Annotated in this window: 10 protein-coding genes; 4 read left to right on the plus strand and 6 right to left on the minus strand. The window is 42.8% G+C overall.

Translation table 11 applies throughout. The annotated features are described in order from the left end of the window. Positions 1-91 precede the first annotated feature (91 nt). Positions 92-1,309: an outer membrane protein assembly factor BamD gene (locus tag A3K91_RS05500; RefSeq protein ID WP_062844359.1), complete on the minus strand. Its 1,218-nt coding sequence runs from the start codon at positions 1,307-1,309 to the stop codon at positions 92-94. An 838-nt stretch (positions 1,310-2,147) separates the two neighbouring features. Between A3K91_RS05500 and A3K91_RS05505 the strand changes: the two genes are divergently transcribed. Beyond that, positions 2,148-3,371, plus strand: a complete 1,224-nt coding sequence (locus A3K91_RS05505; RefSeq protein ID WP_084387382.1) for an RluA family pseudouridine synthase — start codon at positions 2,148-2,150, stop codon at positions 3,369-3,371. A gap of 106 nt (positions 3,372-3,477) precedes the next feature. Further along, the gene (locus tag A3K91_RS05510; protein ID WP_062844360.1) at positions 3,478-4,386 is read left to right on the plus strand and encodes a purine nucleoside phosphorylase YfiH/LACC1 family protein; all 909 of its coding nucleotides are present in this window, start codon (positions 3,478-3,480) and stop codon (positions 4,384-4,386) included. Between the two features lie 130 nt (positions 4,387-4,516). Here the strand turns inward: A3K91_RS05510 and A3K91_RS05515 are convergent, their stop codons facing one another. After that, a complete protein-coding gene (locus tag A3K91_RS05515) occupies positions 4,517-5,779 on the minus strand; it encodes a YeeE/YedE family protein (RefSeq protein ID WP_228139921.1) in 1,263 nt (420 codons plus the stop codon). A gap of 448 nt (positions 5,780-6,227) precedes the next feature. Between A3K91_RS05515 and A3K91_RS05520 the strand changes: the two genes are divergently transcribed. After that, positions 6,228-6,845 carry a flavodoxin family protein gene (locus A3K91_RS05520; protein WP_062844361.1) on the plus strand — a complete coding sequence of 206 codons (618 nt, stop codon included), beginning with the start codon at positions 6,228-6,230 and terminating at the stop codon, positions 6,843-6,845. A 335-nt stretch (positions 6,846-7,180) separates the two neighbouring features. Here A3K91_RS05520 and A3K91_RS05530 read toward each other — a convergent pair whose 3' ends face one another. The 4 genes from A3K91_RS05530 to tolQ all read right to left on the minus strand — a co-directional run bounded on the left by A3K91_RS05530 (position 7,181) and on the right by tolQ (position 10,859). Beyond that, positions 7,181-8,473, minus strand: coding sequence for a PD40 domain-containing protein (locus A3K91_RS05530; protein ID WP_062844363.1), 1,293 nt, complete (start codon positions 8,471-8,473; stop codon positions 7,181-7,183). A 143-nt stretch (positions 8,474-8,616) separates the two neighbouring features. After that, positions 8,617-9,621 carry a TonB C-terminal domain-containing protein gene (locus tag A3K91_RS05535; RefSeq protein WP_228139922.1) on the minus strand — a complete coding sequence of 335 codons (1,005 nt, stop codon included), beginning with the start codon at positions 9,619-9,621 and terminating at the stop codon, positions 8,617-8,619. Positions 9,622-9,681: 60 nt separating this feature from the next. Next, positions 9,682-10,140 carry a protein TolR gene (gene tolR / locus A3K91_RS05540; RefSeq protein WP_062844365.1) on the minus strand — a complete coding sequence of 153 codons (459 nt, stop codon included), beginning with the start codon at positions 10,138-10,140 and terminating at the stop codon, positions 9,682-9,684. Further along, positions 10,137-10,859 carry a protein TolQ gene (gene tolQ, locus A3K91_RS05545; RefSeq protein WP_062844366.1) on the minus strand — a complete coding sequence of 241 codons (723 nt, stop codon included), beginning with the start codon at positions 10,857-10,859 and terminating at the stop codon, positions 10,137-10,139. Before tolQ ends, tolR begins: the two co-directional genes overlap by 4 nt. Positions 10,860-11,444: 585 nt before the next feature. On the opposite strand from tolQ, the gene A3K91_RS05550 reads away from it, so the two are divergent. Continuing rightward, positions 11,445-12,740: an NCS2 family permease gene (locus A3K91_RS05550; protein ID WP_062844367.1), complete on the plus strand. Its 1,296-nt coding sequence runs from the start codon at positions 11,445-11,447 to the stop codon at positions 12,738-12,740. The last annotated feature ends 632 nt before the right edge of the window (positions 12,741-13,372 follow it).

Below are 13,372 nucleotides of genomic sequence, written 5' to 3' on the forward strand. Positions count from 1 at the left end.
ATCGAGGGCAGAAAAATAAGGTCAACATAATGTTGACCTTATTATTTATGACACGCAGTAGACAGCATGGCGCTGCCTAAAGAAATCGGACTTAATTCATGCCTGCATCAGTGTCCGATGGTGTCAGCATAATACCGTCGCGCTCAGACTCAGGTAGAGTTGTGCGGCGTGTTGGGTTGATGTTTTGCGGATCAACGTTTGCTTCTCTAGCAGTAGAGCTTGTGCTTGATTGACTAGTGACGCGCTCTGTCGATGCTTCTGGCAATCCTAACCCAATATTGACACCATTGCTATTTGTAGAAGATGTGAAAGAACCCGCTATCGGTGCATTAGCTGGTGCAGCATTATCACTAGGCAGTCTCAATTGATTGGCGTTGCGAATCATTTGGAGTTTGGTGGCACCATTATATTGACCAGTGGCAGCAGAAGCATCTGTTGTACTTGAGCGACCAAGCTTTCCAAAGGTTATTTTGTTGAGCCACGTGCTGTCACGTTTGGTTTTTAATTTGACACGGCCATCATTGGTCAACCAATTGGGATAATTGATTTGTAATAGGGTTTTATACTCGTTTGCCAAATCAGTCAGACCCAATTTGCCATGGCTATAAGCAAGAACGGCAATGGCTTCTGGCGTAGATTCACTGAGTGGATAATATTGGAACACCCATTTGGCACGGTTCACAGCAGCGACATAGGCTTCACGTTCGATATACCAATTGGCAGCGCTCATCTCACTTTCAGCAAACTGATTGTAAATAAAGGTCATACGCTGAGCAGCATCTGGTGCATAAGGGCTGTTCGGGTATTTATTAATAAGCTCTTGGAAATTGGCAAAAGCAATACGCAAATAGGCGGTATCGCGCTCTGCTTGATTTAACTTAAACAGCTTTAAACCTTCTGATGAGCCTTCCATATTGGCTACGCCGCGTACATAGTAGGCGTAGCTGACTTGTGGATTAGATGGGTATAGACGAATGAATTGTTCAGCGCTGGATGCGGCCATTTCAAACTCACCGCTGGCATACTGTGCGTACATCATATCGAGTAGGGCTTGCTCGGCGTACTGTCCAGTAGGGTAAAAAGTACGCAAATTGGTCAAGTCTTCGATGGCTTGATTGTAGCGGTTTTTGTCGATCTGAGCGATGGCATCGTTATAATAGTTTTGCTCTGATTTTTCGGCAGTTTCTACTGCATCGACGTCTTTTTTACCAGTCAGGTTTTTGAAAGTCTGACAACCCACAAGGTTTACGCTAAGCGCAAGTAAGGTTATTGAGGACAGTTTGATAAACGTATTGCCAACAGCTTGCATACTTCTTCTCCGACACAAGACGCACAATAGCAGCGCCATTATGCTATATAAAAGGTTAATAATAAAAAACGATGCTTATGGCATCAGTTAACTGTCTACTATCGAGTATGCTTATGATCAAGCGAACTCATTAAGAATATGATTTTCATCGAATGCGGTTTTGCTATGGTTAATAACTTGTGCATTAGATCAAAATCTTATTTTATGCTAATAAAATACGATTATTTTAAGATACAGTGCCATAGCATACAGCAAAATATGGCTATACTTTATAGAATAACGCTGGCCTCGTCTATTTTTTCACCATCTAATTATAGCGGCATGATGCCAAATATCCATAAATCTTTAGTACTGAGGCATTTTAACATCACTCAGATAAGCCAGAGCAATTTTTTGGCCACACTATACTAATACAGTTACATGGAAGTTCATCTACCCACAAATACGATGGCTTTTGAGGTCGCTCGATCTGCGCTCTGATTATAGCCTAGCATTTTAACATGAGCGGCCATTATGAGCGATCTCCAATGTCACTGGCATCGCTAAATATACAGTAAATTACAGCAATGTCATATTCTAGAGAGTTACTAATTGAAGCTCGGCAAGGTGATGTACCATCAAAAAAAGACAGATAAAACAGTGCGTCTATAGGGCTTAAGCGCTTGGCATGATACACTATCGCCATATTGCTTCCGCTTTTTTTGACGATGATTCTTTTTAAGATACATCAGTAATCAATGAGCGGTCGTCTGTTTTTTATAAAACTCCCTTTAATGTTGCTATTTCAAGCCATGTTAGGAAGTTTACCCTATATAAATCTTCTATGAATAATAATGCTATGACTACCCATTTACCACCGAATCAGTCGCTAGATACTGATTCATCAGCACAAGAGTCACCAATGCCAAATAACGTTTTAAAAAATGACGAGCCTGACAATCAAGAAATGCAAGAAATGATTGATGAGAACACTAATGCTCTTGATAATGACGACTTGCTCGAAGAAGACAGCGATATTGAGGACGAGATTGACGATAGCGACATAGATGATGGCGATGATGAGGTCCCTGTTGCTGGTCAAGCCATACCAGTGGTGGTAGATATGACACACATTGTTACCGAAGATCAGTCTGGCCTGCGCATTGATAAAGTCGCTTCACAGGTGTTTTCAGACTTCTCGCGTGTGCAAGTACAAGGTTGGATAACTGACGGAAGCTTGCTCTATAACGGCAGTGTGCAACGACCAAAAGTTCGTGTCAAAGCCGATGATGTTCTACATCTATCAACGACGTTGCAGCAGCATAGTGAAGATCAGCCAGAAGACATCGATATCGATGTTGTCTATGAGGATGACGACGTACTGGTGATTAACAAACCGGTGGATATGGTCGTTCATCCGGGCGCTGGCAATCAGACGGGTACTTTGGTCAATGCGCTTTTATATCATTATCCGCAGCAACATCATCTGCCGCGCGCAGGTTTGGTACATCGTATTGACAAGGACACATCAGGGCTTTTGCTCATTGGCAAAACCAAACCCGCTCAGATGGCTTTGATGGAGCAGCTAAAAGATAAATCGGTCTATCGCCATTATCAATGTGTGGTGGCAGGGGATGCAGCAAGCTTACTTCGTCACAGGCGTATTGATGCACCGATTGGTCGTCATCGCACTCAGCGTACCAAAATGACGGTGATGACCGCCGGGCGTGAGGCAGTGACGCATTTGTTGAATGTCACACCGCTCAATGAAAACTACTGTTTATTAGATGTGGGACTAGAGACAGGGCGTACGCATCAGATTCGTGTACATCTCAGTCATATTACGTATCCGCTAGTAGGGGATCGTGTTTATGGTGGGCGTCGCCAACTGCGTTCGGGTCTATCAGAAGCTCAGCGTCAAGCGATTAGTAACTTTCCACGTCAAGCCTTGCATGCCTATACATTAGGATTTGTTCATCCAACGACAGGCGAAGACGTTGAAGTCACAACACCACTGCCTGAAGATATGCAGCAGTTGATAACAGTGTTAAGCGACGGCTATGATGATGAATATGACAAATAAGCAAGTATTTATAAATGCTTGTGATAGCTGGTAAAGAGTTAATGACTGCCGGCGACATAATCACCATATACGAATAATAACAACCCATGAATACGGTACATCAGCCATGATTAATACGTTTCCTATGACATTGCTGGCGCAGGTTGATGATGTGGCGGTTTTTCAAACGTCTGCTTTTTCTAGCGATGATACTCCCCATATTGAGGCGCTTGGTTCAAAGAAAGAGCAAGCTGAAGAAAAAAGTAGGGCTGATTATGGCGAGCTAAATCTAGGGTTGCATGTCAAGGATAATGCGACAAGTGTATTAAATAATCGTATGCGTCTATTGGCTGCCATCAATGAGCAAATGACAGATATATCTTTTAAGAATGAGCTGTGCACTCAAGTCAAAAGCTTGCACTGGGTCAGTCAAGTTCATGGCAAGCACATTTATGATGTTGATGCTACTGCACTAGGTATGGAGCCAATGCCCGCTGATGCGATAATTAGTCAACAGCAGGGTCTTGGTCTTGCCATAATGACGGCTGATTGTGTTCCCATCGTTTTATATCAACCAGCAAGTGGTCAGATTGCAGCAATTCATGCAGGCTGGCAAGGGTTGGCATGCGGCGTTATTCAAGCAACGGTTCAGCGTTTTAGAGAGTTTGGACCGATAAGTGCTTGGATTGGTGTTTGTATCAGTCAAGAAAACTATGAGGTTGGTCGTCAAGTTCGTGACCAATTATTAGCAGGCTGCGTAGAAACTCAGTCATTAACGGCTTCTGATATTGAGAATTTTGACCAGCGGTACGTTGTTAATAGCGAGGCAGACAATGCTGATAAGCTCAAACTTGATCTACCAAAGCTGGCTGCCGATCAATTAAAGGCGACTGGTGTAACGTTAGTGGGTGGGTTGCCTGAGCATTGTAGTTACGCTGATAATCGATATTACTCCTATCGTCGTCAGACGCATTTGAATCAGCCTGCTACAGGGCGTATGGCGCTAGTGATTGTTCGTGGCCTTTCTGCGTTTTGATAAAAGCTATTTATTAATAGAAGCGATGTAAGGATGGCTATTCGTTTGTAGCATTTATAATGTTAATCGTCCAAAAAAATAGCAGACTTAATATAAGTCTGCTATTTTTTATTCACAAATTATTGATTTTTTAGCATACAGAATCATTAGATTTTGGTACAGACAGCCCAAACAATGGGCGCAGATATAAGGCTAAAAAAGTCCCTGCCATTGCCATGATACCCCAAATATAACCATGAGCACTAAAAGAGGCAATACCACCAAAATAAGCACCGATATTACAGCCAAAAGCCAGACGTGCGCCATAACCCATCATCAACCCGCCAATCACAGAGGCTGCAAAATTACCTAGAGTAATCTGAGTAAATTTGAATAAACCTCCTGCTGCTGAGGCAATAAAAGCACCGATGATAATACCGATATTCATGACCGTGGTCGAATCAGCAAAGATTGAAGCATTTAGCGCAGCGGCATTGGTGCCTTGCCAATAGCCCCAGCTTGCAACATCAACGCCAAAGTTGCTTGCAATTTTAGAGCCCCATAATGCAAATGCAGAGGTGATACCCCATGGCTGACCACGCGTGATCAATGTTAGCGCATTCAGTATGGCTAAGATGATTGCTGCTGCAAATAATGGCCATGAGCCGCGAAAAATGCGTCTCCAACCTTTTTCAGTCGGCACGGGTGCCATTTTCGGTGCTTTGGTTTTTTTCTCAACAATAAGTGTGACCCATGCAATCAGAGCAAATAGTGCCAACGATACTATCCAAGCACCACTATAGCCAAGACCTGTGGACGTCGCTAAAGAAAAAGGGGCAAAGGAGGGCATCTCTTCTGTCCAAAACGGCAGATGATAAGCGCCAACAGTTGCGCCAATGACGAAAAAGATAAAGGTTATGAACATCACTGAACGTCCACCGCCAACGGCGTAAAGCGTACCAGAGGCACAGCCGCCGCCCAGCTGCATACCAATACCGAATACAAAAGAGCCGACGAGTAAACTGACGCCAACGGGTGATACATACCCTGCGACCGAGCCGCCAAACAGGGTCGTACCATAGGCAAGAATAGGGGCAAATAGACTGACTGCAACCGCTAACATCAGCATATGAGAACGCATTGCTTGTCCATTACCCACTGACATCAGACGTCTAAATGCAGAAGTAAAACCAAAACGCGCATGAAACAGAGTATAGCCAAGCAATAAGCCGATAATAAAAAGTAAAGGCTGAGCCATAGGCTGGGTGCCAAATAGATAAATCAGCATAACAAACCCAGCAAGTGCGCCACCTACTACCAGTAGCTTCTGCGGGTCATTTAGTGCCAAGGTCCCTCTAGCAATAGGGTCTAGTGTGTCATTTACGGGTTGAACTTTCGTTGTTGTAATAGCCAAAAGAGTACATCCTTCTCTGATATATGTTTTCAGAGTTTATTATTTAAATAGTTTTTTGGAATATTTAAGCAGTATATTCGCGAATAGTTGAATAAGCGCCCTATGATAAACCCGTTTTTTAAAAGCGTGACAAGAAGAGGAAGAATTTATATATTCTTTAATGGAATATATAAGATTGTAATGGCTGATTAATGATTGATAGTAATACAGCGAATTTATCTTTTTCCTTACCTGTTGTTTATTTAATCTACTGACCGCTCATTTATTAAAAATAGTTATATTTTTAGAACACTGATTAAGTTCTTATAAATATAGCAAATAAGATCAGGTTGAATTTACGAAAGCTTGCCTCATATTAGCTAAATAAATGAGATATCTATAACATACATTTTTAGTATCCTAAAAACAGACTCTTAGTCTGTTCAATTAATCCATAATTAGAGTTTGTATGAATACATCTGTCGAATCGCCTTTAACCTCCACATCCACTGATAACGTACCCAACGTTTCTATTGCCGTGATTTTTCATAGTAACTATGGGCACACCAAGCGTGTTGCTGAGGCTATTGTCAAAGGGGCGCACCAGCAATTACCAGAATCACAGGCCAAAGTTGTCGATGTTCATGATGTCGATTGGGATTATTTGGATCAAGCAGACTTGTTGGTGTTTGGTAGCGCTGTCTATATGGGTAGCGTGACGGCTGAATTTAAGACCTTTATGGATGAAACCTCAAAGCGTTGGTATCATCGGGTATGGGAAGGTAAGTGGGCAGCAGCCTTTGCCAACTCTGGTGGGCTAAGTGGCGACAAATTGGCAGTATTGCAGCAGATTTCTTTATATGCGATGCAGCATGGCATGAATTGGATTGGGTTGCCCTTGATGCCAACAGGTCATGAAGCCCATGATTTAAACCGTCTGTCCAGCTTCTTGGGGTTAATGACACAATCTTTGGATGGACCGCCAGAAGAAACGCCAGGGCCTGGCGATATTGATACGGCTATTTGGTTCGGTGACCATTTAGCAAAAACCATTATCAAACATCAGCCCGCTTCTGCAAAACCTTGAGATAAGGTGATAGGTTGCCCTTAAAATAGTTCAATAAAAAAACAGATGCCAGATTAGTATCTGTTTTTTTGCTTTACTGGGTATGGTTTTGTACAGCAAGAGGTGCGGTGACGGGTATGGGACTATCAACAAATTGAAACGATTGACAACCTGTGATTAGCAATACCGAGGTCAATAAACAGCTTAGCGTTAAGGATTTCATAAAGGTATCTCAGAAAGCAATCAAGGATAAAAAGATACTGGTCATTACAAGTAATATTATAAAAAGCGCCTCGTATAACGTTAGGCGCTTTTTATATTTCATACTTTACATTAATAGAGCGAAGCCGATCATCTTATTTGGGACTAGATGACCATACTGGTGAGCGGATGACGCCTTGTCCTGACTTACCGAATGCTTCACCACCATTCAGTGACTTGATGGTCAGCACACCTTTACCGCCTTGCTTTGATGCATATACCACGCGTTTACCGTTTGGAGAAAAGCTTGGTGCTTCATCGATACCTGTATTACCCAGATTAGCAGTAACCGCGCCATTGTTATTCATGATGGCAGCTGATCGTCCACTCAAAAAAGCAATTTGTGAGCCATCGCTACTATATTGCGGACTGGTAGCATAACCGCTATTAGATACTTTAGTCGTGCGACCTGAGCCAAACTCATAACGATAAATTTGTGGCTTATTAAAGCCCGCCCGATCACTGACAAAGACGAAAGATTTACCATCGGGTGCATAGCTTGGTTGCACTTCGCTACTAGGCCAATTGGTAAGTCTTCTAGGCTGACCGCCACTGGCACTCATCTCATAAATATGAGCACTGCCTTCAAAGCTGCTTGAAAATAGTATCTTACTACCATCAGGGGAGAATGAAGGGCTTAAATTACTGCCTGCAAAGGGCGTTAACGCACTTGCACCGCCGCCACTGACATTTTGTACATAAATAACAGGGTATGACTTATCACGCTGTACAGAGTAGGCGATACGACTGCCATCTGGTGACCATGTTGGTGAAAAGATTGAGCCTGCAACTTCTGTGATAGTTTTGGCGTTTTCGCCATCTGCATCCATGACTTTTAGGCGTGAGACTTTCTCTTTCCCAGCGCCAATCTCTTCAATATAGGCGATACGCCCTGAAAAATCGCCTGGAATACCTGTGATAAGTTCATACACTTTATCGGAGATAACATGTCCAGCATAACGTAGGCTTTCTCTATTATTATCAGCCGTCAAGCTTTGTTTGCCTTCGATGACTCGACCAGATTTAACGTCAATCACTTCATAATCGGTCACTATCTTGCCGCGATTACTGCGTGTAGTGCCAACCACTAGGTAAGGAATCCCCATACTTTGCCAAACAGGCAATGTGCCTGCCAGCTCGCCACTGCTGTGCGGCTGCTGTGGTAGGTTTTGGCTCGTGACTTTTAGCTCAGTCTTACTCAAGTCATTTAAGACAATAGGTGATAAAACCGAATCGCCAGCGAAGGGCACAAAAGCCACTTGGTTTTGCTGGACGGGGATTTCATAATCCAATTCTAAAACGACAGGTGCGGCAAATAGACTAGGAGAAACGAGGAGAGTAGAGGCACTGGCGAGTAAAGAGGTCAATAGTTTCTGATGGGTACGCATGAGTCAGTTGAGCTCCTAAAGCAATATGGTTATCATTTTTATAAATAAGGGAGGTTGCCCTTGTCATGATAGTAGTGCCGTGTATCGCACGGTAATAACGGTTTAACATCACGTTATCAATAATATAAGACATGAGCAACGGATTAATTACTGCCTTTAAACTGTATGGTAAAGGTAGGGTATTTAGGATCGTCGGTATCGATTGGTAATGAGCCTGTATCCAATACGGCTTGCTTGGCAGCCTCATTCACAGCGCTATCAGGCCCTGAAGCAGAAACATTAACAATATTTCCACTCGCGTTGACAGTAATGGTTAGCGTTGCGCTTTGAGTGGAGCCTTTCGCTGCGGTCGGTGGATTATAATTACGTTTGATCAAACCAACAATCTCACTGTTGCTGGCGCCGCGGTTACCACTGGATGCAGAGCGACTGCTACCTTTAGTGAGACTGGACGTGGCTGTATCGCCAGAAATACTGGATTGACCATCTGATAAATTGTAGGTTTTACCCGCACTACCTGTATTAATTTCTATATTACGATCACTTGCAGTAGGGCGTGTAATCTTCGGTGGGTTATTCTGTTTACTACGAAACTCTCCCAACCTTTCTTGCTCTTCTGCACGCTGCTCTCGTTTATTTTGCTCAATTTGACTGTGTTCTTCGGCCACTGAGTCGTCCAACTGCGCTGCCCATTCAGCCATCCGGCGCTCATAATCTTGGTTTTGCTCAAACAAGCGCTGTTGTTGATCTTCGCTCATGAGCATTGGCTGGCTAGCATCATCAGAGCGTGTAAAAACAGGTACGCGCTGAGAATTGGTTTGATTTGGGTTCTGTGTACTAGCACTATCGTCAAATGTGTCTGTTTGCGTCATGCTAGTAGCGCTGCTTTCAGCCTGCATGGCACTGGCTGCTGCTGCACGATTGGCCAAAATCTGTCCTTGCATCTCAGCAAGCTGCTCAGGTGATACCATGACAGTCTCAATACTACCAGCCGTTTCTACCTCAGCATGTTGATAATTATAAATAAGCACACCAATCACAAGTGCATGTGCCACCAAACTGAGTAGCGTCGGCAAGGTAAGACCATTGCCTTCAGGTTGAGTTGGTACATAAACGATAGGAGCATTATGCATGGTAGAGATACTCAAAAACGAGGTTCGTCAAATGATCAGTTTTATTATAGCAAGTTGGGCTAAGAATAGACGTCATTATAATGAAGGTGCGGGCAAGGGCGCCCCTGTTAACAGACCAACTTTTTGGATACCTGCTTGTTGTAAGGTCGCCATTAGGGTCATGATGGCACCATACTGATTGTTTTGATCCGCATTAATCATGACTTGCAAAGGTTGCGCCCCAGCATCGGCACTTTGATTTTGTAGATTGGATAGGGTGTCAATCAACTCCGGCTCGCTAATGGGCAAATCAATATTGTTTTCATAACTGATAAAAATCTCACCGCTATCGGTCAATGAGACAATAACCGGTAGCTGACTTTGGCTCATGGTATTGGTTTGCTCTTTTGGCAAGTCAACATCGACGCCCGTGATCAGCATAGGTGCTGTCACCATAAATATCACAAGTAGCACAAGCATTACGTCAATATAAGGAACGACGTTCATCTCCGCGTTGAGTGCTTTTTTCTCACGGCGATATGGGCTTTGTCTCATAACCCTGTCACCTGACTCGCGGTAGCCTGATGGTCTCTACCAGTGATACTTTCTGCACTGGTCTCACGTTGGAGCATGCCTGTCATCTCATCGCAAAACAATGCGCGTGAGTCATACAGTTGGCTCGATTTGGCCGTAAAATGGTTGTAAGCCAGTACCGCAGGAATAGCAGCAAACAGTCCCATAGCAGTCGCGATTAACGCTTCAGCGATACCAGGCGCCACAGAGGATAACGTGGCTTGCTCAGTTTGAGATAGCCCTAAAAACGCGTTCATAATACCCCAAACCGTACCAAATAGACCAATATAAGGGGCCACTGATCCAATACTTGCTAGCGTGGTTAATCCTGACTCTAGTAATTGCTGCTGACGCCCTAAACCGACCCGCAGCTTGCGCTCAACGCCATCAATGATGTCATCTTTAGGTTGGCGCTTTTTATGCATTCTTAAATATTCAGAAAATCCCACATAGAAGATTTGCTCAAGCCCTTGACGTTCAGGAGAGCCTTGAACACCTTGATACAGTTTGGCCAAATCTTCACCCGACCAAAACCACGTCTCAAACTGCTGATCGAAGTTTTTGGCAGTCCCAAGCCGTGCACTCATACGAAAAATAATTACCCAGCTGAGTAAGGAAGCCAATAACAATAACGCCATTACTATCTGTACCAAAAGACTGGCTTGAGTAATAAGGTCAATAATATTTAAAGATTCAGGCATGTATGAGACTCATGAATAATTGATAATGACTGGCAGGGCGCAGCACGCAAACCAAGTTAGACCATCTAATAAAACATAGAATATGACACCAAAAATGCACTTTGATTTTGCACATTGCTATCAACCGCTTAGTTTACTGGTAAATGTACAAAAGGTCATTTATTAAAGTGTTAAATACTCAATAATATGAATTTAGCCTATTCCAATCGTGAACCATCGTTAGCTCATATCTTTCTATTAAAAGTAGGAATATAGCGTTGTACAGGTACAAGATTTTTTATTTACTTTGTGATTTATAAGTTGAAGAGATAAAAAACTATGAGTACGGTACTATGATTTTTGAGGCATAAGGACTGTATTGTAATATTGAAACCTTGTTCAGTCATTGCTCACTAGGACGTCAGAAAATCAGATTTGTACCCATAAGACACGGGTAATGATTGAATTTGTACCGCAATTTCTCTAAAATGTTGCACTTTGTTACCGCTGCCTTTTGATTATGACGTCGCAATTTTTTGTTGACGTCATATTTATTTTTGGCACCAATAAATTTGTTCTTTCACTAGCAAGCTGGGCGCGACACTTATGAATGCAATTGAACGCTATTTTGGGATTAACGGTGAAAACACCACGGTCAAAACGGAAATTCTTGCTGGTATAACTACTTTTTTGACCATGGCATATATCATCTTTGTGAACCCTAACGTATTGGCTGAGGCTGGTATGGACAAAGGGGCGGTGTTTGTGGCCACCTGCCTGGCCGCAGCAATAGGCTGTTTTATCATGGGGATTTATGCCCGATTGCCTGTGGCATTGGCACCAGGTATGGGTTTGAATGCTTTTTTTACCTATGGTGTCGTACTGGGTATGGGGTATGCGTGGCAAACGGCACTAGGCGCTGTTTTCCTATCGGGTTGTTTGTTTATTATTTTAAGCTTATTTAAAATTCGTGAATGGATCATTAATGCCATTCCAACCAGTCTTAAGCAGGGCATTGTGGCAGGTATTGGTGCTTTCTTAGCATTTATTGCACTTCAAAGCTCAGGCATTATTGTTGGCCGTGATGCCACATTAGTAATGCTTGGTGATATGACCTCATTTGCGCCAATGATGGCAGCTTTGGGGTTCTTTATCATTATTGGCTTGGTCTATAAAAAGGTCCCAGGTGCGGTCACTATCGGTATTTTGATTGTTACTCTGATTAGCTTGCTGACAGGTCATACGCATTTCGCTGGCATTGTGTCTGCTCCGCCATCCATTACGCCGACTCTGTTAGAGCTTGATATTGCAGGCGCGTTTGACGTTGGGATGATCAGTGTTATTTTTGCTTTTTTATTCGTTGATTTGTTTGATACAACAGGCAGCCTAGTAGGTATCGCCAGTAAAGCAGGTTTGATTGATAAAGATGGTAATATCCCTAACATGGACAAAGCTTTATTGGCAGATTCAACGGCGACTGTGGCAGGCGCTATGCTTGGTACCTCATCGACGACCAGTTATATAGAAAGTGCTTCTGGTGTGGCGTCTGGTGGACGTACTGGTCTAATGGCAGTAACGGTTGGCGTATTGTTTGTGCTGAGTATTTTCTTCGCACCATTGGCAGGCATGATCCCTGCTTATGCGACGGCTGGCGCGATTTTCTATGTGTCAGTATTAATGCTATTTACGTTAAAGGACATCAACTGGGAAGACTTAACAGAAGCTGCTCCGGTAGCGGTCGTACTGTTATTAACACCGCTCACGTATTCTATTGCAGATGGTATTGCGCTTGGCTTCATTACCTTTACCGCGGTCAAGCTGATGACAGGTAAATTCTCTGAGATTACCATTCCTGTTTGGGTACTAACCGTTATCTTACTTGCTAAGCTAGTATTGCTATAGGCATCTGATAGTTAATTTCTTACCTTGTATGACTATTTTGAGTCCCCTTTATTCTGAATGAATGAAGGGGATTTTTCTTTGCGTAAAAGATAATCCAGTGTTACCTTATAATCGCAAGTATTTGATTTAAAGAAATTAAATGTTAATAGTAAATAAAAAAATATAACCAGAGCGTCATGCTGACTAAGGTGCTGATAACTGGTTGTTTTTCAGCATAATATGAATTTAGAAAAATAGTAAATAGTGTTAGTTTGAAAATTTTTTTCATGCTAATATGCCCAAGTTAAGCGCATCACCTCAATCAACGCCGTAGAGGTTTTTCTTACAGTGAATTAGCGTCAAATAAGATGACAGATTTAGACCTAGTCAAAGTGATAATTCATTATCTTTGTTTTGATTTAGCGATAAAACCATCTGCTCATCACACTCCTTTCACTACTAACAAGAAGAAGGCACTAATGTCGCTTAACTGTTTGTTGCCTTTGTATTGTTAATGTAGCCCGTTTAACACTCGAACGACCTACTTAACCATTTCCAGCCGATGCTGGATTTTCCCGTTTTGTAATGGCGCCGTTTGGTCTTTTGATTACCGCTGTGAGTATCATTACTAACCACTGTTTAAAGCAACAGTG

This window comes from Psychrobacter alimentarius (assembly GCF_001606025.1).
Classification (GTDB): domain Bacteria; phylum Pseudomonadota; class Gammaproteobacteria; order Pseudomonadales; family Moraxellaceae; genus Psychrobacter; species Psychrobacter alimentarius.